General features: G+C 57.3%; 20 protein-coding genes. 12 read left to right on the top strand and 8 right to left on the bottom strand.

Going from position 1 to position 25,541, the window contains the following annotated elements:
- Window positions 1–122: 122 nt before the first annotated feature.
- Both CKW14_RS20440 and CKW14_RS20435 read left to right on the top strand, forming a co-directional pair.
- Window positions 123–1,232: an efflux RND transporter periplasmic adaptor subunit gene (locus CKW14_RS20440; RefSeq protein ID WP_095125996.1), complete on the top strand. Its 1,110-nt coding sequence runs from the start codon at window positions 123–125 to the stop codon at window positions 1,230–1,232.
- On the top strand, window positions 1,229–4,318 hold the full coding sequence (locus CKW14_RS20435; protein ID WP_095125995.1) for an efflux RND transporter permease subunit: 3,090 nt from the start codon (window positions 1,229–1,231) through the stop codon (window positions 4,316–4,318). The genes CKW14_RS20440 and CKW14_RS20435 overlap by 4 nt, the downstream gene beginning before the upstream one ends.
- 51 nt (window positions 4,319–4,369) lie before the next feature.
- On the opposite strand, the gene CKW14_RS20430 is transcribed toward CKW14_RS20435, so the two are convergent.
- Window positions 4,370–5,284 carry a LysR family transcriptional regulator gene (locus CKW14_RS20430; protein WP_095048995.1) on the bottom strand — a complete coding sequence of 305 codons (915 nt, stop codon included), beginning with the start codon at window positions 5,282–5,284 and terminating at the stop codon, window positions 4,370–4,372.
- Window positions 5,285–5,498: 214 nt separating this feature from the next.
- On the opposite strand from CKW14_RS20430, the gene CKW14_RS20425 reads away from it, so the two are divergent.
- From CKW14_RS20425 to CKW14_RS30230, 3 genes are all read left to right on the top strand, one after another.
- Window positions 5,499–6,830, top strand: a complete 1,332-nt coding sequence (locus CKW14_RS20425; RefSeq protein WP_095125994.1) for a nucleobase:cation symporter-2 family protein — start codon at window positions 5,499–5,501, stop codon at window positions 6,828–6,830.
- A 31-nt stretch (window positions 6,831–6,861) separates the two neighbouring features.
- Window positions 6,862–7,371: a nucleoside deaminase gene (locus CKW14_RS20420; RefSeq protein WP_095125993.1), complete on the top strand. Its 510-nt coding sequence runs from the start codon at window positions 6,862–6,864 to the stop codon at window positions 7,369–7,371.
- Window positions 7,372–7,519: 148 nt separating this feature from the next.
- Complete coding sequence (locus CKW14_RS30230) at window positions 7,520–7,651, top strand: hypothetical protein (RefSeq protein WP_086936038.1); 132 nt, start codon at window positions 7,520–7,522, stop codon at window positions 7,649–7,651.
- Between the two features lie 97 nt (window positions 7,652–7,748).
- Here the strand turns inward: CKW14_RS30230 and CKW14_RS20410 are convergent, their stop codons facing one another.
- The 4 genes from CKW14_RS20410 to CKW14_RS20395 form a co-directional block, all read right to left on the bottom strand.
- Entirely contained in the window at window positions 7,749–8,144 is a 396-nt protein-coding gene (locus tag CKW14_RS20410) for a hypothetical protein (RefSeq protein WP_095125992.1), read from the bottom strand.
- Window positions 8,145–8,359: 215 nt separating this feature from the next.
- Window positions 8,360–10,828, bottom strand: coding sequence for a fimbria/pilus outer membrane usher protein (locus CKW14_RS20405; RefSeq protein WP_371857756.1), 2,469 nt, complete (start codon window positions 10,826–10,828; stop codon window positions 8,360–8,362).
- Between the two features lie 197 nt (window positions 10,829–11,025).
- Window positions 11,026–11,775: a molecular chaperone gene (locus CKW14_RS20400; protein ID WP_095125990.1), complete on the bottom strand. Its 750-nt coding sequence runs from the start codon at window positions 11,773–11,775 to the stop codon at window positions 11,026–11,028.
- Window positions 11,776–11,843: 68 nt separating this feature from the next.
- Complete coding sequence (locus CKW14_RS20395; RefSeq protein ID WP_095125989.1) at window positions 11,844–12,449, bottom strand: fimbrial protein; 606 nt, start codon at window positions 12,447–12,449, stop codon at window positions 11,844–11,846.
- Window positions 12,450–12,771: 322 nt separating this feature from the next.
- On the opposite strand from CKW14_RS20395, the gene CKW14_RS20390 reads away from it, so the two are divergent.
- The 6 genes from CKW14_RS20390 to CKW14_RS20365 all read left to right on the top strand — a co-directional run bounded on the left by CKW14_RS20390 (window position 12,772) and on the right by CKW14_RS20365 (window position 21,518).
- Window positions 12,772–13,992 (top strand): EAL domain-containing protein, encoded by a 1,221-nt coding sequence (locus tag CKW14_RS20390; RefSeq protein WP_095048990.1) that lies wholly within the window; start codon window positions 12,772–12,774, stop codon window positions 13,990–13,992.
- A gap of 174 nt (window positions 13,993–14,166) precedes the next feature.
- On the top strand, window positions 14,167–14,874 hold the full coding sequence (locus tag CKW14_RS20385) for a response regulator transcription factor (protein ID WP_093431564.1): 708 nt from the start codon (window positions 14,167–14,169) through the stop codon (window positions 14,872–14,874).
- A 7-nt stretch (window positions 14,875–14,881) separates the two neighbouring features.
- Window positions 14,882–18,514, top strand: coding sequence for a transporter substrate-binding domain-containing protein (locus CKW14_RS20380; protein ID WP_095125988.1), 3,633 nt, complete (start codon window positions 14,882–14,884; stop codon window positions 18,512–18,514).
- 104 nt (window positions 18,515–18,618) lie between these two features.
- The gene (locus CKW14_RS20375) at window positions 18,619–19,002 is read left to right on the top strand and encodes a hypothetical protein (protein WP_095125987.1); all 384 of its coding nucleotides are present in this window, start codon (window positions 18,619–18,621) and stop codon (window positions 19,000–19,002) included.
- Window positions 19,003–19,312: 310 nt separating this feature from the next.
- Window positions 19,313–19,774, top strand: coding sequence for a hypothetical protein (locus CKW14_RS20370; protein ID WP_095125986.1), 462 nt, complete (start codon window positions 19,313–19,315; stop codon window positions 19,772–19,774).
- A gap of 115 nt (window positions 19,775–19,889) precedes the next feature.
- A complete protein-coding gene (locus CKW14_RS20365) occupies window positions 19,890–21,518 on the top strand; it encodes a methyl-accepting chemotaxis protein (RefSeq protein WP_095048988.1) in 1,629 nt (542 codons plus the stop codon).
- Window positions 21,519–21,593: 75 nt separating this feature from the next.
- Here CKW14_RS20365 and CKW14_RS20360 read toward each other — a convergent pair whose 3' ends face one another.
- Window positions 21,594–22,133, bottom strand: a complete 540-nt coding sequence (locus CKW14_RS20360) for a hypothetical protein (RefSeq protein WP_093431579.1) — start codon at window positions 22,131–22,133, stop codon at window positions 21,594–21,596.
- A 299-nt stretch (window positions 22,134–22,432) separates the two neighbouring features.
- Here CKW14_RS20360 and CKW14_RS20355 point away from each other — a divergent pair, with 299 nt between their 5' ends.
- Window positions 22,433–23,416 (top strand): fimbrial protein, encoded by a 984-nt coding sequence (locus CKW14_RS20355; RefSeq protein ID WP_371857755.1) that lies wholly within the window; start codon window positions 22,433–22,435, stop codon window positions 23,414–23,416.
- On the opposite strand, the gene CKW14_RS20350 is transcribed toward CKW14_RS20355, so the two are convergent.
- Window positions 23,411–23,773, bottom strand: a complete 363-nt coding sequence (locus CKW14_RS20350) for a response regulator (RefSeq protein ID WP_095048986.1) — start codon at window positions 23,771–23,773, stop codon at window positions 23,411–23,413. The genes CKW14_RS20355 and CKW14_RS20350 overlap by 6 nt on opposite strands.
- A 23-nt stretch (window positions 23,774–23,796) precedes the next feature.
- On the bottom strand, window positions 23,797–25,236 hold the full coding sequence (locus CKW14_RS20345) for an ATPase domain-containing protein (protein ID WP_095125984.1): 1,440 nt from the start codon (window positions 25,234–25,236) through the stop codon (window positions 23,797–23,799).
- Window positions 25,237–25,541: the final 305 nt, after the last annotated feature.

Genomic DNA, 25,541 nt, shown 5'->3' with positions numbered 1-25,541 from the left:
GGCCCGTCAGCCGATTCGTAGTTCGATACTGCAGGTGGTCAGGATGCAGGTTGTGACCATTGACGTTATTGGTCACAAGGCTGAGAATATGATGATCATCCTATTCCTCAGTAAGGGAACCTATGCGCCGGCTCCGACCTTTCCCCATTGCCGCATGCTTGTTGCCTCTCGCCCTGAGCGCCTGTGGCGAATCTTCCAGCGTTGCAGATCCCCGTACGCAGGCGCCGCTGGTCAGATCCGCTGCGGTTCAAGCGTCACCCGATGTCGCTCGCTCTTTCACCGGCGTGGTCGCGGCGCGCGTTCAGGGCGACCTGGGTTTTCGCGTATCGGGCAAGGTGCTCGAACGTCTGGTTGATACGGGGGAGGTCGTCAAGCGGGGTCAGCCGCTGATGCGTCTCGACCCGATCGACCTCGGGCTGCAAGCGCGGGCGCAGCAGGCGGCGGTCATAGCTGCTCGCGCCAGCGCCAAACAGACAGCCGACGATGAGGCTCGCTATCGCAAACTGGTCGGAGTTGGCGCCATTTCGGCATCAGCCTACGACCAGTTCAGAGCCGCCGCAGAGACGGCAAAGGCGCAGCTCAACGCCGCGCAAGCGCAGGCGGACGTCGCGCGTAATGCTTCGGGTTATGCGCTGCTGGTCGCTGATGCGGACGGCGTGGTGGTGGAAACGCTCGCTGAACCGGGACAAGTCGTCAGCCCGGGACAACCGGTGGTGCGCCTGGCCCGCGCAGGGCAACGCGAAGCCATCGTGCATCTGCCCGAAACGTTGCGTCCGGCAGCGGGCTCCACCGCACAAGCCAGCCTCTACGGGGTTAATTCAGCGGCGGTGACGGCGAAACTGCGGCTGCTTTCGGACTCTGCAGACCGTACAACGCGCACGTTTGAGGCGCGCTATGTGCTCGAGGGGCCGCTGGCCAATGCGCCGATCGGTGCGACCGTGACCCTCAGCATTGCCGAAGGCGCCACCCAGACACAGGCATTACAAGTCCCCATCGCAGCGATTTACGATCCGGGCAAAGGCCCCGGGGTGTGGGTCATCGCCGGAACACCGGCAACAGTGACCTGGCGAGCGGTGCAGGTGCTGGGGTTGAGCGATGATTCGGCCCGCATCGCCGGCGACCTCGCTGCCGGTGAGCAGGTTGTAGCGTTGGGCGCCCACCTGCTGCGCGATGGCGAAGAGGTGCGATTGCCGCAGCAGAACGAAACCAGCGTTGCCGGGAGTCGTCCATGAGCCAGGGGCGCTTCAACCTTTCGGCCATCGCCGTGCGCGAGCGGGCGATCACGGTGTTCCTGATCTTTCTGATCGCTGTTGCGGGGACGTTGTCGTTCTTTAAGTTGGGACGTGCGGAAGATCCACCGTTTACGGTCAAGCAGTTGACCGTGATTACTGCGTGGCCCGGTGCGACGGCGCAAGAGATGCAGGATCAGGTCGCCGAACCCCTTGAAAAGCGCCTGCAAGAACTCAAGTGGTACGACCGCTCGGAAACCTACACCCGCCAGGGGCTGGCGTTCACGATGGTGTCGTTGCTCGACAGCACGCCACCCTCGCAAGTGCAGGAAGAGTTCTATCAAGCGCGCAAGAAACTCGACGATGAAGCCATTAGGCTGCCGGCCGGTGTGATCGGGCCGATGGTCAACGATGAGTTTTCCGATGTGACCTTCGCGCTGTTCGCCTTGAAAGCCAAAGGCGAGCCACAGCGCTTGCTGGTGCGTGATGCCGAAGCCATGCGCCAGCGTCTGCTGCATGTGCCGGGGGTGAAGAAGGTCAACATCATCGGTGAGCAAGCCGAGCGCATCTACGTTTCGTTTTCCCATGATCGGTTGGCGACCTTGGGCCTGTCGCCGCAGGACATCTTCGCCGCCCTGAACAGTCAGAACGTGCTGACGCCCGCCGGGTCCATCGAAACCAATGGGCCACAGGTGTTTCTGCGTCTCGACGGTGCTTTCGACAAGGTGCAGAAAATTCGCGACACACCGGTCTCCGTGCAGGGCCGCACACTCAAGCTCTCTGATGTCGCGACGGTTGAACGCGGTTACGAAGACCCGGCGACTTTTGTTGTGCGCAATAACGGCGAAGACGCGCTGCTACTGGGTGTGGTGATGCGCGAAGGCTGGAACGGTCTGGATCTGGGCAAGGCGCTGGATGCGGAAACCGCGCGGATCAATGCAGAAATACCGTTGGGCATGACGCTCGCCAAAGTCACCGACCAGGCGGTCAATATCGACTCGGCGGTCGGCGAGTTCATGGTCAAGTTTTTTGTCGCGCTGCTGGTGGTCATGCTCGTTTGCTTTCTCAGCATGGGCTGGCGGGTCGGGGTGGTGGTCGCCGCGGCAGTGCCGTTGACCCTGGCGATCGTGTTCGTGGTGATGGCCGCCACCGGCAAGAACTTTGATCGCATTACCCTCGGCTCATTGATCCTCGCGCTCGGGCTGTTGGTCGATGACGCGATCATCGCCATTGAAATGATGGTGGTGAAAATGGAGGAGGGCTACGACCGCATCAAGGCATCTGCCTATGCCTGGAGCCATACGGCGGCGCCGATGCTGTCCGGTACGCTGGTGACGGCGATCGGCTTTTTGCCCAACGGTTTTGCCCAGTCCACTGCCGGCGAATACACCAGCAACATGTTTTGGATTGTCGGCATTGCGCTGATCGCGTCCTGGGTCGTCGCGGTGGCGTTCACCCCGTATCTGGGCGTGAAGTTATTGCCGGACATCAAGAAGGTCGTAGGTGGCCACGCGGCGATCTACAACACGCCGAATTACAACCGCTTCCGCCGGCTGCTGACTGCCGTGATCGCACGCAAATGGCTGGTGGCGGGCACGGTGGTCACGCTGTTTTTCGTCGCCGTGCCAGGCATGGGGCTGGTGAAGAAACAGTTCTTCCCGACCTCCGACCGCCCCGAGGTGATGATCGAGGTGCAAATGCCCTACGGCACCTCGATCGAGCAGACCAGCGCCACGGCCGCCAAGGTCGAAGCCTGGTTGCACAAGCAGGATGAGGCAAAAATCGTCACCGCCTATATCGGCCAGGGTGCGCCGCGCTTCTTCCTGGCGATGGCGCCCGAATTGCCCGACCCTTCGTTCGCCAAAATCGTCGTGCTGACGGACAGTCAAGAAGCACGCGAAACCCTCAAGTTCCGACTTCGTGAAGCGGTTGCTGAAGGACTCGCGCCGGAGGCCCGCGTAAGAGCAACGCAAATTGTCTTTGGTCCTTATTCGCCGTTTCCGGTTGCCTACCGGGTGATGGGTCCTGATCCGGCGAAGTTGCGCGACATCGCCGAGCAGGTCCGCGGCGTGATGCAAGACAGCCCGATGATGAGAACGGTGAACACCGACTGGGGACCGCTGACCCCGACCTTGCATTTCAGTCTCGATCAGGACCGTCTGCAGGCAGTGGGGCTGACCTCCAATGCGGTCGCCCAGCAACTGCAGTTTCTGCTGAGCGGAGTGCCGATCACGGCGGTGCGCGAGGATATTCGTTCTGTGCAGGTCGTCGGGCGTGCGGCGGGCAATATCAGGCTCGACCCGGCGCAGATCAAGGGTTTCACTTTGGTCGGCGTGTCGGGACAACGCATCCCGTTATCGCAGATTGGCGAGGTCGATGTGCGCATGGAGGACCCGATTCTGCGCCGCCGTGACCGCACACCGACGATCACTGTGCGTGGCGACATTGCCGAAGGTTTGCAGCCACCGGATGTATCGAGTTCGATCATCAAGCAGTTGCAGCCGATCATCGACACGTTGCCTTCCGGTTACCGCATCGAGCAGGCGGGGGCTATCGAGGAGTCCGGCAAGGCGGGCAAGGCGATCTTGCCCTTGCTGCCGATCATGATCGCCATGACGTTGCTGATCATCATCGTGCAGGTGCGTTCGATCGCGGCGATGATCATGGTCTTCCTCACATCACCGCTAGGCTTGATTGGCGTGGTGCCGACGCTGCTGATCTTCAATCAGCCGTTTGGCATCAATGCGCTGGTCGGTCTGATTGCGCTGTCGGGGATCCTGATGCGCAATACGCTGATTCTGATCGGGCAGATCCACCACAACACGCTGGAAGGGCTGGACCCGTTCCACGCCGTTGTCGAGGCCACGGTGCAACGCGCACGGCCGGTCCTGCTGACGGCGCTGGCGGCCATCCTGGCCTTTATTCCCCTGACGCACTCGGTGTTCTGGGGCACGCTGGCCTACACCCTGATCGGCGGCACATTCGTCGGTACCATCATGACGCTGGTGTTCCTGCCAGCGATGTATTCCATCTGGTTCAAGATCCGTCCTGAGCACAACGCTCAGACTGAAACAGTCAAACTGGCGTAGTGACAACGCCTGCAATCGAGGCCCGCTTTGGCGGGCCTCTTTGTCCCCCCGTCAAAGTGTGGTGATCTGCCCGTTGCGGTCCAGCTCATACACCTTGTTGCCCTGCAATTTCTCCTTCAGCCACCGCTCGGCCTTGCCCAGCGGTCGCTGCCGCGCCCACAACAAATCCACACCGATCTGCCAGTCCGTATGCGGATACGCCGAGAGCTGCAGTTCCACCAGCTCACCATTGGCCAGTTCGCGCTGAACAAGCTGACGGGGCAGGGTGGCCCAGCCGAGCCCGGCGCGGACCATTTCCAATAACGCCAGATAGCTTTCCGCTTGCCACAACTGGGTCGAGCGCAGGTATTCGCTGCTCGGCAGTTTGCTTGCGTGGGCGCTGAAGGCCAGGCGGCGATGGACGTGCAGGTCGTCGAAGGTGACGTCATCGAGTTGCGCCAATGGATGCTCGGGATGGCAGACGTGCAGCATGATCAGTTTGCCCAGTTGCTGGAACGCCAGTTCCTTGGGGTAGCCGGGCTGCGAAAACGCCACACCGAGTACCGCTTCGCCGCTGCTGACCAATTCGCTGACGTCGCCATACACCGGATGGCGGATGATCAGGTCGACAAAGGGGAACGCGGCTTCGAAGGCCTTGAGCACCGGCATGATCGGGCCGTACGGCGTTTCAATCGCCAGTGTCAGGCTGGTTTCGACATTGTCCGAAAGGCAATCGGCGTGGGCTTCGAAGGTCATGCAGCGTTCGAGCACGGCTTCGGCCTGCACCAGCAATTTGTGGCCGCTGGCGGTGAGGGCAGGGCTGCGGTTGCTGCGATCGAACAGGTCGACGCCAAGGTCGGTTTCGAGGTTGGCAATCGCCGCGCTGATGGTCGATTGGGTCTTGCCCAGTTGGCGCCCGGCTGCGGAGAACGATCCGCTTTTGACCACTTGGACGAACATCAACAGTTGATCGAGTGAGAAGCGCAAGCGGTGAACTCCCGGGTCGAAAATAAAGGTTTGGAGCGGCTAACGAATGCGTGATTGTGCCATCGAAAAAAACGATGGTTGCTAATTTGTTTCATCGTAATAAACGTTCAACTATGGTCCCGCGTCAAACGATCTCCGGGGCGGATCTGACTTTCAAGCGCCCCTGAGCATGCCCGCGATCTCAACAGATGCCGCACCTTCAGGAGCGTGTGAAATGACTACACAACGCATTCATCCGGTGGACGAGGTTTTGCCACTGCGACAGTTGTTCACGTTTGGCTTGCAGCATGTGCTGGTGATGTACGCGGGAGCGGTGGCAGTGCCGCTGATTCTCGGCAGTGCGATGGGGCTGACCTCGGCGCAGATCGTTTTACTGATTAACGCCAACCTGTTGACCTCGGGGGTGGCGACGTTGATTCAAACCCTTGGCTTCTGGAAGTTCGGCGCGCGGCTGCCGCTGATTCAGGGCTGCTCGTTCATAGCCCTGGCGCCGATGATCATGATCGGCAAGGAATTCGGCCTCAGTCAGATTTTCGGTGCGGTGATCGCGGCGGGCTTTATCACCATTGCGTTGGCACCGGTGTTCATCCGCTTGCTGCGGTTTTTTCCGCCGGTAGTGATTGGCAGTCTGATCACCATCATCGGCATCTCGCTAATGCCGGCGGCGGCGATCTGGCTGGGCGGCGGCAATCCCGACTCGGCGGATTTTGGTAATCCCGCGAACCTGTTGCTCGGTTTGGCGACGGTCAGCGTGACGCTAGTGATCTACGCCAAATGCAAGGGCTTTCTCGGCAACCTCAGCGTGCTGATTGGTCTGTTCGTCGGCAGCCTGATCGCAGCAGCCTGCGGTATGACTCACTTCAATCGTGTCAGCGAAGCGGCGTGGTTTGAGCTGAGTGCGCCGATCGCCTTCGGCGCGCCGGAATTCGCACCGGTGCCGATTCTGATCATGACCCTGGCGATGCTGGTGATCATGGCCGAGACCACCGGCAACTGCTTGGCGATCGGCAAGCTGACCGGCAAACCGACCACGCAACAGACTCTCGGCAATGCGTTCCGCGCCGACGGCTTGTCGACCATGCTCGGCGGTTTGTTCAACAGCTTTCCCTACAACGCCTTCACTCAGAACACCGGTTTGATCGCGCTTTCCAACGTGAAAAGCCGCTTCGTCGTGGCCGCCGCCGGGGCAATCATGGTGCTGATGGGCCTGTTCCCCAAACTCGGCGCGTTGATCGCCGCCGTGCCGACGCCAGTGCTCGGTGCCTGCGCGATCGTGATGTTCGGCATGACCACGGTGGCGGGGATTCAGGAACTGTCACGGGTGCAATTCGAGGGCACTCGCAACGGCATCATCGTCGCCGTATCGGTGAGCGTCGGCGTGCTGCCAATGTCCTTTCCGGCGCTGTTCGAACACGTCGGCCCGACCCTGAAACTGGTGCTCGACAGCGGGATTTTCCTCGGTGCGATCACCGCCATCGTCCTCAACATCCTGCTCAACAACGATAAAAAATCCACTGAAACCATCGGCGCTGAACTGGCCGACTGACTGTTTGTTTTCCACTGCCCAGGAGTTACCCATGAATCAATTCACTCAGCTCATCCCGGCTGGCGTCAGCGATCTGGATCTGGCGTTGTTGCGCCAGACCATCGCCTTGTCCGAGGCATCGAAACAACGCGGTCGCCATCCGTTCGCGGCATTGGTGGCCGACCGCAACGGCAAGGTGATTGTCGAAGCGGGGAATAACTCGATGCCGCCGGAAGGCGATCCGACGCAGCACGCCGAGTTGGTGGCGGCCGCCGCAGCGGCAAAATTGCTGTCGCCGCAAGAGCTGGAACTGTGCACGCTGTACACCAGCGCCGAACCTTGCTGCATGTGCGCCGGCGCGGTGTATTGGACCGGAATCGGGCGAGTGGTTTATGCCTTGTCGGAGCATGCCTTGCTGGGATTGACGGGGGATCATCCGGAGAACCCGACGTTCTCCTTGCCGTGCCGCGAGGTATTCGCCAAGGGGCAGCGCAAGGTCAGTGTGTTGGGGCCGATGCTAGAGGGCGAGGCGGCTGAGCCGCACAAGGGTTTTTGGTCGTAACCAGCTTTGCAACGAAGCTCGAATGGGGTGAGGTTGCGCTATCCAGAGACTTGAGAGCACTTGCTCGCCGAGAGGGAGAAGGTGCGAAGTTTTGGAACTGCCAGCCCTCGGCCGATGCCGAATGAGTAACCAGAACGAGGGCAAAGCAATGACTGAAGAAACAGCACAATTTCCAGAGGAAGAAGTACCGGATCAATCGACGCCGGCGCATTCCACAGAGGAAGAGCAAAAGCGCCTTAAAGATTTTAACAAGGAAGGCATCCCGCCCGGCAGCTGCTGATCGGTAGGCACTGGCTCGGGCCACGTACCTTCGGCGCGTCGCTTTGCGACGCGCCATGAGGCGTTGGCCCGTGCCTGTGCGGCCATCGGCGGGGATTTCAAGCGTGTGTGTCAACGCTGAGTGTCATTTGGATCAATGTTGCCTGCAGCGCGTGGAGGTTGCCAGCGCATACAGAAATCTGATTTTGAATCTCGATTGTTCTTTGAGCCTTCTCTTCTTCTGGCATATTCATTCTTTCGGTTTTAGCCAGCTCTGCTTTGCGAGTTGCAAGTTGTTGCTGTATCTCGGCAATTTGTTTTTTTATGAGCTCGACTGCACTAATAGGCTGTTTGACCGTATTAACTCCTTTTTCGCTGGAATCAGTCCTAATCTTGTCGTCGCTTGTGGTTTTCTTCGTAAGCGATAGATGGTTTTGCGAATCTGATTTTATGTGTTGGTTGTTCTCTGGTTTTTTCTTATAGGTGGTTGTTCTAATGGCGCTGATTTTTGGCATGGCTAATTCTCTTGGCTTTCTCGCCTAAAGGGCGTTGGGGCTATTGATCTCACACGGTTGCGCGTGAGTGCTCACTACGCCTTTTATGGTAATGAGCCTTCTGCGTGTGGATATAGGAATTGTCTTGTTTTTATGTGCCATGGCTAGACGAGCAGAAACGACAAGGCTCTGAATAAATCAGAGCCTTGATGTTGAAGATTTAAGAATTGAACGTGTTATTTCGATGTGTCTACGCTGGTTGAGCAAGAAAGCCTGTAATGCTCATAGTTCAAATCCTTCAGTCGTTCTGGCAGCTTGTAAGGGGCAGGGCAACTTTTACCCTGCCACTTGATTGTGATGATGCCTTGATCTTTGGTAACAAGCGCTAACGCCTTGCCGGTGGGGTCGGAAAGCGCCAGTTGTTTACCGTCGGCGTCCATCAATACCGCTCCGAATGGAAGGGGTTTGCCCTCGGCATCGTAGAGTTCGAACTGGATCCGTCTCCCTTTGCTGCCTTCGAAGCGCGCAAGCACTACTGAACCTCGTCTCGGTACGAGTTGTTGGGTGGCGTTGTCCAGCTCTATGTCACCGCCGAGATTTCGTGTGTCCAGCGTCACCCAATTCACCCGATAGGGCTGTGCGTTTGGAAGGACGGCATAGCCGTTGAGGCCGGTTTTTACGCCGGAGTAGCTGCTGACTTCTACCCCTGACATGCCAGGCACCGCCACCAGGGCGAATGTTTCGCCCACGGTCTGGCCCATGTTGATGCCCCCCGCGTGGGCCACGATCGAGCCGGCCGCGCTCAGGTTCTGTGATTCATAACCGCTGCCTCGGCTGTAGCCCAATCCCAGATCACCCATCGCTGTGCGGGTACTCAGGCTGAGCGAGCCAGAGCGATCACCTTGCACACTGCGGCCGGTCTGTACGGAATAGTAGGTGTCACTGTCTTCAGTCAGATAACCATTGATCCCGGCTTGTGTACTGGTGCCGGTATTCTGATGATTGCTGGAAATATAGGCGCGAGGCGCGCGAGGTGTCGATCCGAGCGGGAATGAGATCGAAACGCTCAGTTGGGTGTCGTGAGTGGTGTCACCGCGTGCGCCGAACTCTTCGGTTTTACTCAAACTGATGTTGTAGTTCAGGTCGCGCCAATTATTGTTGTAACCGGCAGAAAAGCTGCGCGAACCACCGCGATCCCAATAGCGCTGATCACTGGCATTCAAGTACAGCGAGCCGTACTGGCGCGCTTCACCCAGGGTCTGGTTGATCGTGAGGTCGGTACGGGTTTTGGCGTTACCTGCGCGCCGCGTAGCGCCGGTGCTGGTGTCCTGAACGTGGTCGGTCAGCGTGCGGTAACCCTCGGTCGAATAACGATAGGCGGCGAGGGTGAAACTGGTATCGGTGCCGGTGAAGGTCTTTGCATAGAGCGCGCGTACGCTGCTGCCCTGGGTCGTTTTACCGAATGCCTTGCTAGACGATTGCGTGAGGTCCAGTGACATCGCGCCAATCGAAGTGTTCTTCGCCGCACCGACGGAAAGCGCCTTGAAACCATTGCTGGCCTGAATGCCGGCAATGCCTGTCAGGTTGCTGGTCAAACCGTAGGCGAAAGTACCGCCCAGGAAGGCCGGCTTGTCGTAGCCCTCGCTGTTGTTGTTGAATTTTCCGCTCGACAGGCTGTACTTCAATTGACCCTCACGCACCATCGTCGGCAAGGCGGAGAACGCCTGTCGGGTGACCTTGCGCCGACCATCCGCCTCGACAATGGTGATCTCCAGATCGCCATTGGAGCCCGATGGATAGATATCACTGATCTCGAACGGACCCGGCGGCACGTTGGTGGTGTAAAGAATGTAGTTATCCTGGCGGACCTCGATCTTCGCATTGGTTTCAGCCACGCCACGAATGATCGGCGCATAGCCGCGCTCGCTGTCTGCGCGCATGCCCTCATCAGAGGCCACCTTGACGCCTTGATAGCGCACGCTGTCGAACAGGTCTGAGTCGGAAAAGATTTCACCCGCGCTCAGTTGCCCCTTGATCGCCGTGAGGTCGCGCTGGATGAACGTGCGGTTGCTGACAAACCGGTTGGGCCGGCCGGTGGCACTGCTCAGATTGGACTCGTTGCGCAAACGCCAGGCACCGAAGTTGATGCCGTTGCGCAGACCCAGGTTATTTGAGATTTGCGTCGAGTAATCGGTTTTGCTGCGGGAGCTGCTCAACTGATAGTTGATGAACCCGGCGGCCACGCCATCGTCCCAAAGCTCTGGGTCCACATAGCCGCGCATGCCGCGCGCCATCGCGACCTGCGGCACGCTGATATTGAGGCGCAGGCGGTTGGCGTCAAAACTGAGACTGGCTTGTTCGATCATCGACGCAAGATCGTAGTGATCGGCCGGCCGTTGCTCGTCAACCAGACCTTGCTCACGCAGTTTGCGCATGTCTACGCCTAGCTGCTGTAACAATTCCAGGGTGATGCGTGGCTCGACTTTGCCGTTGAGCGGATTGGCCGCGAAATCAACGTCGCGGCGACCGACCAGCGTGCCGTTGCTGAATACGTCAACGCGATATCGGCCCGGCAGAACGCTGTTGGCATTCAACAAGGGTTGCAGATCGACCGCAGATGAACCTTCCAGAAACAAGGTATTGAACGCTTCACCCGCTACCGCGGCGGGGGCTTCGGCACCCATGGCGAATCCACAGATGGCCATATTGATGGCAAAGCACAATGGATGCAGGCAGCCCAACGCCGTTTTGTTTTTATGGCGCGCAACGTGATGCTTTACACAACTTGAAGATGTGTGGTGTTGGGAGGAAAACATGCAATTTGCCTTATCAGTCCGTATTGCTTCAACCGGAGTCCGGAACTCGTAAATAGCTTGTAAATTGGCGGGGTGGGGCGGGGAAGTTATTGGGCGGATGCATCTTTCAAGCGCTCGGCATGACTTTCGGTAGCGCTGAGTGGTGCATCGAATCGTTGTTGTGCGCCGTAATCGTTAATGGCTGAAAAAGTCAGACGCGGAGATCCAGGTGGCAACTCTTTCAAGTTGAATGAACGGACTTCGCCCGGAACGATCATTGTCGAATCAATCACCAGTTCGGCTTTTTTTCCTGCAGCGACTTTCAGGTCGGCCAGCGATACGTGGTAATTGCTTTGATTTTTTACTTTCAGTACCGACTTGCCAGCTTGCGTGACCAGTTGCCATACAAGTTGCACCGGCGCTTGCGCGGCGTCACCGGCGAGTCCATCCGGACGGAAGAAAACCTTGATGCGCTGACGTACCGCCAGTTGCAGCGTATTGACATCGGCAGCACTGGCCTGAGGGATTTCCTGCACGTTCAGCCACACCACCGACTCTTTGTCCGCAGGCATGCCGCGGCCTTCATACAGAATCCTCAACAGTTGCTGTTGATTGGGTTCGAGTCGGGCCAGCGGTGGAGTCACCGCAAATGGCGGCGCGCTGCCAGCCGTGTCGCCGGCATCCAGCCACGATTGCGCCAGGATGGTTTGCCCGCCGTTGCGCACGGTGACGTTTGCCTCTTTGTGCGCGCCATCGAAGATGACCCGGGTGGAACTCAAGGAGATGCTGGCGAATGCCGAGTGCGTCATCAACACCCCGGCAAGCCCCAGACACAGCGGAAAATAGCGACTTAACATAGTTTTCACCGATTGATCTGGTGGGGAAGGACGAGGCACAGCGGCCCCGTCCAGGTATTGCGCGCTGCTTATTCGTATTCGAGAACGAACGGCAGAGTGGTGTTACCGGTACCTGCAGTAGCGGTGGTCTTGTCGCCGGTGGTGACGTAAGCGGCTGCGAACGACAGGGTGCCGTCGCCGCCAGTGGTGCCGTCGCCAGTCAGGCTGGTCTGTACTTTGGCTGTGGCTTCGGAGCTCAGGTCGATCAACTGGCCGTTGCTGTCCAGCAGCGCGATACCTACGCCTTTGGCCGCATCAGTACCTTGCAGCTTGAGAACTTTCTTGCCATCAACCAGGCCCGAACCGCCGTTGACGGTTGGTTTGAACAGCATCGACACCTTGGTGCCGGCGTTGCAGTTCACTTTCAGGTTGAAATCGTTGGCAGCCACGCGACCAGCACCCGGGGCAGAATCGGTGCCCATGTCTTTGATCGATACGCTGCCCATGTCCACGGCAATCATCTTGTCGTTACCCGAAGCGCCATCTACCGAGCACGCATCGTTGTTGATGACGCCGGTGAAGCTGATTTGACCGCTGCCGCCCTTGACGGCTTTAGCGGCTTCTTCTTCAGCCAGTGCACCAGTGGAGGCAGCCAGTACGGAAAGAGTGAGTACTGCGAAAGCGAACTTTTTCATGTTTATATCCGAAGTTATTGTGAAGTGCTGCATTGAAATGCCAGGCCATGTTAGGTCGGTGATAGCGATGGGTCTTTGAGATTTGTCTTAAAGCGTGATAAGTGCGAACAAGGCGGCAATATCGGAAGTGAGTATTTATATCTTCAGTCAATTTTACGGCAGGCTAAATGAGACAATTCTCAAAGTCGCACGGGTTCTGTTCGGTTACTGTTTGCGGATGCAGAAATTCTTAGTCAGTGCAAAGTTTGTGAGCGGTCTTTCTGCTTGAAAGATAATTCAGATGTTTTGCTATTAATGGCTGATAGAAAGAGGTTCCCGGTTTGTGAGCACGCTTCGAATATTGGTATTGGAAGATCACGCCTTCCAGCGCACGGCTGCGGTCAGCGCGCTTAATAGTCTGGGTTACAAAAATATCTTTCAGGCGGCTGATGGCAAAGATGCGCTGGCTGTGATCTCCCAGGCAGGGGGTGTGGACGTTGCGTTGTGTGACCTGAGCATGGCCGGGATGGATGGTTTGACCTTTTTGCGCCTGGCGAGAGAGGCCGGATTGATTCGCGCAGTGATCATCTGCAGTTCGTTGCCTGAAGACTTGTTGCGCACGGTTGATCGAATTGTCACGTTGCAGGGCCTGGAATTGCTCGGCAGTGTTGCAAAGCCGTTGATGGTCGATGTGCTGGCGCCATTGCTGGCGCGCTATCGGCCGCACAGCCAGGTCGATGTCAAAGTGGCGGAAAGTCATCTCGATCAGCCTTCGGAGAACGAAGTGCTTGAAGCGATACGTCGGCAGGAATTTCGCGCGTACTTCCAGCCCAAGTTTCATCTGCGCAGTGGTGAAGTGGATGGCGCCGAGGTGCTGGTGCGCTGGCAAAGCCCCAGTCGCGGGTTACTTTCACCGGGCATGTTCTTGCCCACGATCGAGCGTTGCGGGCTGCTTGACGAAATGTTTTTCAGCCTGCTCACGCAAGGATTGAGTCTGCAGCGTTTCGTGCAGTCCCACGGCAAACCGTTCAAGCTCGCGTTCAATCTCGACGTGACGCAGATGGCCAACCCGAATCTTGTCGATCGGATCAAGGCGCTGTTGCGCATTCACGGTGCCTCGCCAGCCGGGCTGATATTCGAGCTGACGGAAACCGGTCTGCTGCAGATGCCCGAGATCAGCATGGAAAACATGGTGCGTCTGCGCATGCTCGGCTTCAGCCTGGCAATCGATGATTTCGGTGTCGGCTATTCTTCGCTGGAGCGACTGTGTCAGATGCCGTTCAACGAAATCAAACTCGACGCCGGCTTCGTGCAGAATTTCCAGCAGGCTCGCTACAGTGCGGTCATCCACGGTGCCTTGGCCTTGGCGCGCGAGCTGGACATGCGTGTGGTGGCAGAGGGTATTGAAACCGCAGACCAGGTTCATCACCTGGCTCGACTCGGTTGCCAGTGGGGGCAGGGCTTCTTCTACGCTCGCCCCATGAATTGGGCGCATCTGGTCGATTGGCGCTTCGAGGGTCAAAAGTCGTCCTGGCGCCGCGCAATAGGTACGTCCGACCTTTGATGCGCGCTCGCGGTCTGACTTTTGGGACAAAGCCCTATTTCGTCGTGTCTTCAAAACAATCATCATGTGCCGAGAAATCAATCAGATGCACCTGAAAGCTTCGGTGATGCCCGGGATCTGCTGCGGTTGCCAAGTGCTGATGATCCTTCAACCCTCCTCATCATGGAGTTGCTCATGCATTGGTCAGTCGTGAATCCGTTACGCGTTGCCATCCTTGATGATCACTCGCTCATACGTCTGGCGATGAAATCGCGGCTGACGCGCGAAGCCGAGTTCAGTGTCGTGGGCGTGTACGGGAGCAGCGCGCAGTTGCTCGCTGGATTGCGCGAGGTCGAAATCGACCTGCTGATACTCGACTACAAGCTGCACGATGGTGAGCTGGACGGGCTCAATCTGATTCGCCTGCTGCGCAAGCAATATCCAGACATGCGCATCCTAGTCTCATCCTCTGAAGAGCGCCCGGCGGTGGTGAACATGGCGATCGGAGCGGGCGTCAGCGGATTCTTCGGCAAGTCCCAGCCAGTCGATGACCTGATCACGGGCATCCGTTGCGCAGCGTCCGGCCAGTTGTACCTGTCGCCGGCAATGGCCTTCGAGCTTGATGTGCTGCCTGCGTCGGTCGATGAACCTGCTGGTGCCAATGATGACGGCGCGGCGCACAGCGACGATTTCCTGAGCAATCCTTTGCTGTCGCCGAAAGAGAAAGAAGTCTTGCGTTGCTGCCTCGAGGGTATGGGGGTGACGCAGATTGCTTTGAAGTTCTCGCGCAGTCGCAAAACCATCAGTGGGCAAAAACAGGCCGCTTTCAAAAAGCTTGGCATTCGTGGTGATGCAGAGCTGTTCAAGTTGCAGCACAGCCTGACAGCCGACAACCAGGGATAACACGCTTATGTTTCAACTGTTGCGCGGTGTTTTGCTCGTCAGTGTGCTTTTCGTATTCGGTAGCGGGTCGTTGTGGGCAGCAGAGCCGCGCACTCTGCAGGTGTTCGGTCGATCAGACTGCAAGACGCTGCAGGTCGATCTGGGCAATGAAGACTGGAGTTGGCTGCGGCAGAAACGCAGCCTCGTATTGGGATCGGCACTTCCGGATTTCCCGCCTTATGTCATGACCGCCAGCGGTACGCGTTATGAGGGCATTGCCGCCGACATCGCCTGCATTATCGGCCAGGCCTTGCATGTCGAAGTTACCGTCAAGGCATATCCCGACCGTCGCGATGCCATGGCGGCGCTTGAACGCGGCGACATCGACATGTTGGGCAGCTCCAACAGTTTCGAGTTGATCGACGGCCTCGTCGCGCTCAGCAAGCCTTATGTCGAAGACGTGCCGGCAATGTTCATGCGCGGCGATGATCGGCGACCGATGCCGGCCAATCTGGCCGGTTTGCGTATTGCGGTTGCCGACGATTACCTGCCATCCAGTCAGCTCCATGGTTTGTATCCCAATGCCGAGTTCGTACTTTTTCCATCGAACGAGTTGGCACTGGCCGCGCTGGCGTTTGGCAAAGTCGATCTGTTTCTGGGCGATACGGTGTCCAGCAACTATCTGATCAACCTCAACTACTTCAACTATGTGCGCCTGCACTCGTTCGTCAAAACGCAAACCAACGGTTTCAGCTTTGCCCTGCGCCGAGGTAATGATCAACTGCTGCGTCTGATCGACTCGGTCATCGAGTCGATGGGTGACGGCAAGATAGCCGAAATCACCAAGCGCTGGTCCGGTGGCGGCGGGGCACTGACACCCAAACGTATTGACCTGACACCCGGCGAAGCACGCTGGCTTGAGCTGCACCCGGTCGCGCGGTTCGTGATCAATGACGATCAGGCGCCATTTGCGTTCTTTGATGGCGATGGCAACTTTGGCGGAATCGGCGCCGATCTGCTGGAACTGATTCAGCGGCGCACCGGTTTGCAGATCGATGTGGAGCGTACTGACAGTTTTTCCAGCTTGAGCACACGCCTGCTGGATGGCAGCGCCGATATCTCATTGCTGACGCCAACGGTCTCCCGTGAAGTCGGTATGCGTTTCACTCACCCATTCCTCGCCAGTCCCTTTGTGATCGTCACCGCCAAGGATGCAGGCGCGCCTTCAAGCCTGCAGGAGCTACGCGGCAAGCGCGTCGCCGTCCCCGAAAGCTCCGCGGAGCGTGAGTTGCTCAAGGATTATCCCGACATTGAAATTGTCGACAGCGAGACAGTGCTGGGTGCGCTGGCTGACGTGAAGGATGGGCGAGCGGATGCGATGATTACCACGTTGCACGGTGCGCGCTACTACATCGCTCACATCTACAGTGACAGTTTGCGCATCTCCAACATCGTCGGCATGAACAAGGGTTTCCTCGCCTTCGCCGCCCGGCGCGCCGATACCGAACTGGTCAGCATTCTGAACAAGGCTCTGCTGAGCATTCCACCCGATGAGCTGGACGTGATTCTCAACCGTTGGCGTCCCATTGCCGCGTTCTCGGGACTGTCGTGGCGCGATTACAAGGTGTTGATCTATCAAATCAGCGCTGGTGCCTTCTTGATTATCCTCGGATCGCTGGCGTGGAATTTCTATATTCGCCGGCAGATCCGCGAGCGCAGTAGGGCAGAGCGCTTGCTCGGCGATCAGCTGAAGTTCATGGGGGCGCTGATCAACGGCACGCCGCATCCCATTTACGTACGCGATCGGGAAGGTCGGCTTGTCACCTGCAATAACAATTATCTGCAGACGTTTGGCCTGTTGGAAAAAGACGTGATCGGCAAGACCGTGCTCGAAAGCGGCAAGCGCAATCGCCAGGAAGCGTTGCAATTTCACGATGACTATCTGCGCGTCATCGAGCGGGACGAACCTTACGAGGTGGATCGCACGCTGCATGTTGGTGAAACGCGGCTGATCATTTATCACTGGATCCAGCCTTATCACGACACGACGGGGGAAGTCAGAGGCGTGATCTGCGGCTGGATCGACATCAGCGAACGCCGCGAACTGATCGAGGAGTTGCGTTCGGCGAAAGAGCTGGCCGATGAGTCAAGCCGCGCCAAAACCACGTTCCTCGCGACCATGAGCCACGAGATCCGTACGCCGATGAGTGCCGTGATCGGCATGCTCGAACTCACCCTCAAGCGCGCCGAGCAGGGCCACTTCGATCGACCGGCGATTGAAGTCGCCTACGACTCGGCGAAAGGCCTGCTGGAGCTGATCGGCGATATCCTCGATGTGGTTCGCATCGAGTCTGGGCATGTCAGTCTTTCGCCCAAACGTGCCAACCTGCGCGAACTTGTGGAGTCCGTGGCGCGGGTGTTCGACGGCTTGGCCAGGCAGAAGAGTCTGGTATTGAAGCTCGATATCGACGCCACAGTCGGCTGTGACGTACTGGTTGATCCGATGCGCTTCCAGCAGGTGCTCTCGAATCTGGTCGGCAATGCCATCAAGTTTACCGATACCGGGCATGTCAGCGTCTCGATTCGCGGCCAACGCCTTGCTGACGAACGTTTGCAGGTCGACCTCAAAGTCGAGGATACCGGCATCGGCATTTCCAGCGCTGATCTGCAGATCCTGTTCCAGCCGTTTTCGCAAGCCAATCACGGCCCCTCGAACCGGGGCGGCACCGGTCTGGGATTGGCGATTTCACGTTCGTTGTGCGAGTTGATGGGCGGGCGACTGAACATCACCAGTACGCTGGGCAAAGGCACCTGCCTGGAAGTGTCGCTGTTCTTCAATATCCTCAGTCCGCTCGGCGGCAAGGTGCTGCCTGTTTCGGTTGTCCAGGACAAGCCAGTGCCGACGCTGCGGATTCTGGTAGTGGATGACCAGAGCGCCAACCGTCTGCTGCTGACGCAGCAGCTCAGCTTTCTTGGCCAGGCGGTGCGTGATGCTGCCGATGGTGCCCAGGCATTGGCATTGTGGCGTTCGGAGCCGTTCGACATTGTGATCACGGACTGCAACATGCCGGTCATGAACGGCTACGAACTGGCCCGCACTATTCGCCAGGACGAACGCGACAGTGGTGGAGCGCGGTGTATCGTGCTGGGCTTCACAGCCAACGCGCAGCCGGAAGAAAAAGTGAAATGCCGAGAGGCGGGGATGGACGACTGTCTGTTCAAACCGATCAGCCTCAGCACCTTGTCGACCCTGCTTGCCGGCTGGGAAAAGGACGTCGAAACCGAGCCAGTTGAAAGCCCGCCTGCGGCGGGTATCAAGGAGCTGGGGTCGATTCGCGAGCGTCTGACCGAGCTCACCGGAGGCGATCTCGACATGATGAAAGAACTGCTGCGCGAGGCGCTGTCGAGTTGTGAGAAGGATCTGGAGGAGCTGCATTCGCTGATACCCGAAAGCGATCCCGGGTTGTTGGCTGACCTGGCACATCGGATCAAGGGCGCGGCGCGCATTGTCGCCGAGCATCAGGTCATCGAGGCGTGTAACGACCTTGAGGCCGAGTGCGAAGCGCCGGTCATCGATCCACTGGATATCAATCGCAGCGCGTTGAAGCTGGAGCATGCACAGGCTGATCTGATCAAGAAAATCAAACGGGTCGAGCTGTAACCGTATTGGCGCAGGGCTCTGCTGACTGGCCTTGCATTGAAGGGGGACGTTAAAGATCATTTTGCAACGGGCGATACCTTGGTTAATAACCATGGAGTTTCGCGATGATCATTCGACGTCCTTTATTGATTGCCTGTCTCTGCCTGCTGAGTTTTGACACCGTCAGCGCGGCCCAGTCTGCGCCTGTCAGCGGAGTGATTCGCTTCAGCGGACAGATCGTCGAGACAAGTTGCATGGCGAGTGGCGCCAGCCGTGCTTCTGCTTCTGTCGAGCTGCTTGATTGTCCGCAGGCGAGCACCGGTCAGATATTCTCGGTGACTAACGTCAGTGCAGCAGGGCGGGGTGAGCCGCGCCAGCAAGTGTTCGTGAGGATGATTGCCGATACCCACGAGCAGGAAAAATATTACGACCAACGTTTGCTGCTCACGGACAACAAGGGCCATCAGATAACGACTGGCAATTACGTCGTGACGCTGACGCTGCCTTGATGGACTGAGAAAGAATGAGTTTGCGCCCCTTGTTTCAAGGTTACTGATAACAAGGGGCATTAATAATGAGAATTGTCTGGTTCGTACACAACCGTCCCGCGCTTCTGGCATTGCGCCGCTCTCCACCGTTGCAAAATCCCTCCTTCCAATAACCTTGAACCAAGCCACGCCGCGCTAGCGCAGGCTTGTCGTCAAGGTGTGCTTTTCGTTCAGCGAATCCTGTGGTTATTTTGAGACAAGTCTCATATCGGCCAGGTTGGCCCCTTGGTTATTTTCTTGAAAGGAAGAATGGAGCTGCCAAAGGTGTCCGATGTTTCTTGAAAATAACCGAAGTCGATCCTTGCGGATCCTGATCGCCGATAACGACGTGCGTAGAGGTCTGTCGATTGAACAACAGTTCAACAAGCTGGGCTGTCTCAGCGTAGTGAACGTCTGTACTTATCGTGACCTGAGAGTACTGACGTATTACTGCCCCCAACGGCTCAGCCTGGTCGTCGTCAATGCTGAGTTGCTCAACGAGATGGCGATGGATCCGCTCGATTTTTTTGGGGAAAACCCGCTGATTCGTCACCTGCTGATTTTCAACCCCAGTGACGATCATCAGTGGTCGAAGACCTTCTTCAACCCGCATCCGCAACGCTGGATGCGTCTGGTCTCGAAAATCAATCTGCCGCGATTGGCGGACTTTCTGATGCTGGCCGACCCGACGCTCAAGGAACTGGCGGAGCCGGCCTCATCCGAATCCACGCTTCCTTCAGGTGCAAACCGCTAGCTGTTGCGCCTTCGCGCGGTAATCCACTTGTGCTTTGAGGTGCTATTGCTCAGCGCCTGCTTTGCTGCCCGCTCGTTTGCCCCATTGTCTTGAATACACTCTAAGGTAAGGCATCATGCTGCTTCGTAAACTCAATCTCGCGCCGCGTTCGGCGCTGTGTTTTGGCTTGTTCTGTCTCATGATTATCGCGATCGGATTGATCGCCTTGCAGCAAGTCGACTTGCTCAATAAGGCGGAGACCTATGTCGAGACGACCATCGTGCCGAGTATCAAGCTGCTCGGACAACTGGATCGTGAACTCATCGAAATCAAGGGCAATAACGCCCGCCTGCGCAACCCTATTGAAACCCCTGAGCGCAAGGCTCAGGCCCTGATGGACATTCAGCAATCGCGTCAGCTCATCAAAAATCATCAGCGCGCACTCATTGATCTGCTGGCAACTGACGCCGGACGTGAGGCCTTCGAGGCGTTCGCCAAAGCACAACAGGTCAATGATCAGGCGCAGGACCAATACCTTGAAACCGTGGCGAACGGGCAGCTTGAAGCGGCCATTGCGCTGTCAAAGAATCAGATGCGTGCCGCCTCGGACGGCGTGCAGGTCGCGCTCAAGAAGCTGATTGCTCTCAATGAGATCGAAGCTTATGAAGCGGGCAAGCAGGCCGACAATGTCTACGAACACACGCTGTGGATCGTCAGTGTGTTCATTATCATTGCCATCGGTGCTTCCTTGGCCCTGGCGGTGTTGTACACGCGCAGCCTGACGGTGCCGATTGCAGGCTCGCTGAGGGTGGCGGAATGCATCGCCGCCAACGATCTGAGCGAAACCATCGCGCTGGATGGCTCCGATGAGGCAGCGCAGATGCTGTCGTCGTTGGCCGCGATGCAAGCCAGTTTGCGTGATGCGCTGATCATGATCCGTGACTCGTCCACGCAGTTGGCCGAAACCTCGGAAGTCATGCACGGCGTCACCGAAGATATTTCGCGTATCACTCAACGTCAGAGTCATGAAATCGAAATGGCCGCCACCGCCGTGACGCAAATGAGTGCGGCGGTGGAGCAGGTCGCGGACAACGCCGCATCGACCTCGCAACTGACGTCGGAATCAAGCGCCGCAGCCATTGCCGGTAAAGCCCAGGTCAGCGAAACGGTCGCGGCAATCAATCTGATGGTTTCCAGCGTGCATGGCACCTCGGCAGAAGTGCAGGCGCTTTCTACGATGGCGAGCGATATCAGCAGCGTGCTGGACGTGATCCGAGAAGTCGCCGAACAAACCAATCTGCTCGCGTTGAACGCGGCCATCGAGGCGGCGCGGGCGGGGGAGGCGGGCCGCGGCTTTGCCGTGGTTGCAGATGAGGTGAGAGGGCTGGCGCAGCGTACGCAGAAATCGACCGAGGACATCGAGTCCATGGTCAGCTCCATTCAGTCGGGCACCAGCAGGGCGGTTTCTTCCATGAGTCACACCCGCTCTCAAGCTGAAAGAACACTCGAGATGGCCAATATCGCCGGCGAAGTGCTGACTGACATCACTGGGTCTCTGAATCTTATCAATGAACGAAACCTGCTGATGGCGACCGCTGCCGAAGAGCAGGCTCAGGTTGCGCGCGAAGTGGATCGCAGCCTGATCAGCATTCGCGACCTGTCTTGCGAAACTGCAGAAGGCTCGAAACAGACCGCCGTTGCGTCGGCGGAGCTTTCGCAATTAGCGGCATCGCTGAATAAGTTGACCAAGGAATTCAAGCTGTAAAGAGTGAGCAGGAAGCCCTGATCACCAGGGCTTTGTTTGATCCGCGGTCAATCCTGTTGTGCAGCGGCCGCTACCTCATTTCTGTGTTGGCTGCTCGGTTTGTGCCGTCAGTTGTTCAATGCAGGTGGCGAGTTGTTTTTCATAGCTTTCAAGCACCGCTTCGGCTTCAGCTTCGCGCTCATCACGCAAGCGAAAGAAGTCATCGCGACTGAGCTGGTCCGCTACGAGGCGGATATTTTGCTCGATGATCGCGCACAGTGAATCTTCATCCTCTAACGCGGCGCTGGTTTGCGCCGCGCGTTGAGTGTTTTCGAGCTCCGTCTTTGCCGTCTCGGCGGCCTTCGCCTGTTCCTTCGCGGTAAGCAGGTCAGTCTCCAGTGCCTGCTTTTGTTCTGCCAGACGCTTGAGTTCTGCGCTCATTGACTGGATGGCATCGGCTCGCTGTGTGAGCTGGATCTCCTGCTTTTGCACCACGGCCTTCAGTGGAAACAGATTGTTGAGCTCATAACCGGCGGCGACAGTCATGGCGATCAGCGCCAGTGCCAGAATCGTCAGGCAATAGATGGCGGCGTTGCTCTGGGGTTTTGGGCTATTGAGGGTATCGAGGGCTCTCACGGAATCGTTTCTCCTTTCAAGAGTGGACAGTGTAATGACCGATTTCCGTTGCGCCTTTAAGACGAGTCTTAAATTGTCTGTTGGTTATCTGCGCTGGTAAAGGATGGTGTTCAATAACGTGTCCTTTTATAGGTTTTTCCGATTTGGCTAGTTAGCTATAAATCTATGAGAATTGTCTGTTTGTTGAATAAATAAACTTTTTGCGCAAGTGCTGTTTATTTATTATCTTCTCGTTCCGATTGTGGTGGTTTTGCTGCCGATTAAATATTCGCGCCATCGTCAGTCATTCAGTTGTTTGCATGCAATGCAGAGTCAGAGAGAGTGCTATGAAGTTATCCCGTATATCAATTGTCGGACTCTTGTATATGCTGTCGTCAAATACAATGGCGGCGGTATGCGAATTTTATCCCGATAATTCCATGGGCGACCTCCGAGTTGTCCTTCCGGCCACGATCTCGGTGCCGCGGGACACGCCGAACGGCACGGTTATCTATGAAAGCCCAATCGTGACCCTGGGAGCCATTCCCAGTTCGTTCAGGTGCTCTGCGGTACACAATGAAGGTGTTCGCAATTCTGTGGGCTTCACCCAATCAGGCGCGCAGATTTTTCCTGTTGGAAATACCGGGATCGGCTGGCAATGGATTCGACCGCCATCGGGCAAAGCATGGAAAGGCTTTCCGGGAGACACCGACGTTGCTGGCGGTTGGGGGTGGAATGGCACTCAGCACATCTTGCGTCTTGTAAAGACGGGTGAGATTTCCGGTAGTGCGACGATACCCTCAGGCCAATTGGGGAAATTTGTCGCTGCTGAAATCGAGCCTCTGGCATTGAATACAAGTGGCACGCGGGTGGTCTCACAGTCTTGCGAAACACCCGATGTAAAAGTTGATATGGGTAGCTATAACTTGAGCGATTTCCCGAAGAACGGTGCCTATGCCAAGGAGCAATACTTTTTTCTCAGTATGAAAAACTGTCCTGCCGGAATAAACAACTTCCGCTACTCCTTTTCGCCCACTGCGGGCAGCCCTCTGTGGGACGCTAATACTGGCATGGTAAATCTGAACAGTAGTTCCACTGCCAAAGGTTTGGCATTGCAGATGCGCTTCAGAGACGGGAAGCCACTCAAGCTGAATCAGAACTACATAATGAAAGCGCCTACATCGGAAGGCGGGAACGCATCTGTAGACTTGCAAGCGCGCTTCGTGCGCATTGAGCCCGCGAATTCACAAATGAGAGCGGGCAATGCCAATGCCGAAATTGCCTTTGTCGTTGAGTATCTATGAGGAAGCCAACAGCTTCTTCACCTCAGCCACAATCACTTCAATGTCGAAAGGCTTGGGCAGCACCACGTCAAACAGATCCGAGCGCTGCATGCCGATGTGCGCCTGCGCTCCACTCATGAGAATGATCGGCAGGTGTTTGACGGAAGGCTGAGCACGCACGGCTTCGGCGAATTCGAGGCCGTCCATGACCGGCATCATGAAGTCCGTGATGATCAGTGCTGGCCGTTCTCTCTCCAGCACTTCGAGGGCTTTCTTGCCATTGCTGGCCGTCACCGTCATGAAGCCTTCATCCTCCAGTGCAAAGCCAAGAATGTCAGCAATCAGATACTCGTCGTCGACTACCAGGATGGTGGTCATGTTATTTCAACCCGCTCGAAGACTTACGATATTGAACCAGGCAATGACTCAGATGAGACGGAAGGTTCATTTCTCAAAGCCTTTTCCAGGAACACATCTTGATCACGGATGACTACCTCGAACCGCGAAGGGTTGTAGGAGCTATCACGTATCTTGAGAATGGAAAGCGTCCTGCGAAGTTCAGCGTGATTTTCAAAGAAACGCATGAGAATCAGGTTGTCAGCAATACTGGACAGGTCGGAATTCGGTGCGCTGACCTCGGAGCCAAACAGATCGCGCATTTCCCACGAGGCGAAGACCGTGACGCCTCGGGATCGCAGCTCGTTCATCAGTGCACTGAAAAAATCGGTGATGCGTTCCGGTGTGGTTGAAACCCGAGTCATGCCGCTGAGGCTGTCGATGAACAGGCGCTTGATTCCTTTTGCATCGACCAGGCTCAGCAGGCGCGCACCGAGGGCGTCGAGCAAGCCCTCGGTGGTCGGCTGCCAGGCAATGCTCAGTGCACCGCTGTGTTCCATTTCTTCAATATTGATGCCCAGCGAACGGCCTTTGAGTCGCAGCCGTTGCGGGCTCTCATAGAAGCCGAAATGCAGGCCCGGCGCTTCGGCCGTCGACTGCGCGAGAAACTTCAGCCCCAGCGTGGTTTTGCCGATCCCGGAAGGTCCCATGACGAGCGTGACGCTGGAGCTGTGCAAGCCGCCACCGAGAATGTCATCCAGCGAAGCGATGCCGCTGGGAATGCGTGTCATGTCTGCGCTGTCGGGGGCGGAAGGGCGTTTGTACAGACTTTCCAGGCGCGGATAGACCACCAGGCCTTTTTCGGTGATTTCACACTCGTGAACACCGGTCAACGCGCCGCTGCCGCGGGTCTTGCGCAGGTGAATGCGGCGCACCGATCGGGTGCCGAACAGCTCTTCGCCCATTTCGATGACGCCGTCGACCATCGTGTGTTCCGGGCTGCCGTCGTCAAGGCGCGAGCTGGTGAGAAACAGCACGGTGCAACCGGCGAATGCCGCATGGCCTTGCAGTTCGGAGATGAATTTTTTCGTGTCGATCGGTGAGTCGGCCTTGGAGCGGGCGTTGAGCAAACCGTCGACGACCATGACCGTCGCTTTCTGCCGGCTGATTTCGCGCCGCAGCAGTTTCACCACTTCATCGAGGCCTTCGTTTTCCAGCGTATCGAAAGCGCTGACAAACTGTATTTCAGCGCCCACTCGGGATGCGTCGAAAAAACTCATGGTCGACAGAAACTGAAACAGTCGGTCGTGGGACTCGGCCAGCAACGTGGCGACCAGAACGCGACCGCCATTGCGGGCATGATTGAAGCCGAGCTGATTGGCGAGGATGGTCTTGCCGGAACCGGGGCGGCCCTGAACGATGTACGAAGCACCCGCGACCAGGCCACCCTGAAGCAGCGCGTCGAGCCCTTCGATTCCGCTTTGAAGGCGTTTTAGCTTTTCCACTATGCGACCCTGATCTGAAAAAACAGGCTTGTTAAGCCGGATGGATGAAATGCTAACGCCATTTCCATTTTGGAGCCATGGCGGTGGAGGCAAAGTAGCGTTGGAAAGTGGCGCTTGGCGAATGGCGGCACGCAATCCGGGAATAAGGACAACCCGCGCGCAAGAAGATTCGATTGCCAAATCCCGCGAACGACAAAGGCGGAACAGGCAGGGCTTTGCCTGACTGAGATAACGCAGGCGATGGGATTCGGACTCATGGCGACGGCCAGCGAATTCTCACGCGCCTGCCGCCGCAGCGGGCGAGT

The sequence above is a fragment of the Pseudomonas sp. Irchel s3a12 genome, from assembly GCF_900187485.1.
GTDB classification, from domain to species: domain Bacteria; phylum Pseudomonadota; class Gammaproteobacteria; order Pseudomonadales; family Pseudomonadaceae; genus Aquipseudomonas; species Aquipseudomonas neuropathica.
This window is presented reverse-complemented; position numbering and strand designations above follow the sequence as displayed.

Excerpts from the sequence above, each read along its gene's own strand:
- CKW14_RS20370 (WP_095125986.1), top strand. The coding sequence starts at position 19,313 with ATGTTTCTTGAAAATAACCGAAGTCGATCCTTGCGGATCCTGATCGCC.
- CKW14_RS20380 (WP_095125988.1), top strand. The coding sequence starts at position 14,882 with ATGTTTCAACTGTTGCGCGGTGTTTTGCTCGTCAGTGTGCTTTTCGTA.
- CKW14_RS20410 (WP_095125992.1), bottom strand. The coding sequence starts at position 8,144 with ATGCCAAAAATCAGCGCCATTAGAACAACCACCTATAAGAAAAAACCA.
- CKW14_RS20395 (WP_095125989.1), bottom strand. The coding sequence starts at position 12,449 with ATGAAAAAGTTCGCTTTCGCAGTACTCACTCTTTCCGTACTGGCTGCC.
- CKW14_RS20435 (WP_095125995.1), top strand. The coding sequence starts at position 1,229 with ATGAGCCAGGGGCGCTTCAACCTTTCGGCCATCGCCGTGCGCGAGCGG.
- CKW14_RS30230 (WP_086936038.1), top strand. The coding sequence starts at position 7,520 with ATGACTGAAGAAACAGCACAATTTCCAGAGGAAGAAGTACCGGATCAA.
- CKW14_RS20400 (WP_095125990.1), bottom strand. The coding sequence starts at position 11,775 with ATGTTAAGTCGCTATTTTCCGCTGTGTCTGGGGCTTGCCGGGGTGTTG.
- CKW14_RS20425 (WP_095125994.1), top strand. The coding sequence starts at position 5,499 with ATGACTACACAACGCATTCATCCGGTGGACGAGGTTTTGCCACTGCGA.
- CKW14_RS20420 (WP_095125993.1), top strand. The coding sequence starts at position 6,862 with ATGAATCAATTCACTCAGCTCATCCCGGCTGGCGTCAGCGATCTGGAT.
- CKW14_RS20440 (WP_095125996.1), top strand. The coding sequence starts at position 123 with ATGCGCCGGCTCCGACCTTTCCCCATTGCCGCATGCTTGTTGCCTCTC.
- CKW14_RS20365 (WP_095048988.1), top strand. The coding sequence starts at position 19,890 with ATGCTGCTTCGTAAACTCAATCTCGCGCCGCGTTCGGCGCTGTGTTTT.
- CKW14_RS20375 (WP_095125987.1), top strand. The coding sequence starts at position 18,619 with ATGATCATTCGACGTCCTTTATTGATTGCCTGTCTCTGCCTGCTGAGT.
- CKW14_RS20385 (WP_093431564.1), top strand. The coding sequence starts at position 14,167 with ATGCATTGGTCAGTCGTGAATCCGTTACGCGTTGCCATCCTTGATGAT.
- CKW14_RS20350 (WP_095048986.1), bottom strand. The coding sequence starts at position 23,773 with ATGACCACCATCCTGGTAGTCGACGACGAGTATCTGATTGCTGACATT.
- CKW14_RS20405 (WP_371857756.1), bottom strand. The coding sequence starts at position 10,828 with ATGGCCATCTGTGGATTCGCCATGGGTGCCGAAGCCCCCGCCGCGGTA.
- CKW14_RS20355 (WP_371857755.1), top strand. The coding sequence starts at position 22,433 with ATGCAATGCAGAGTCAGAGAGAGTGCTATGAAGTTATCCCGTATATCA.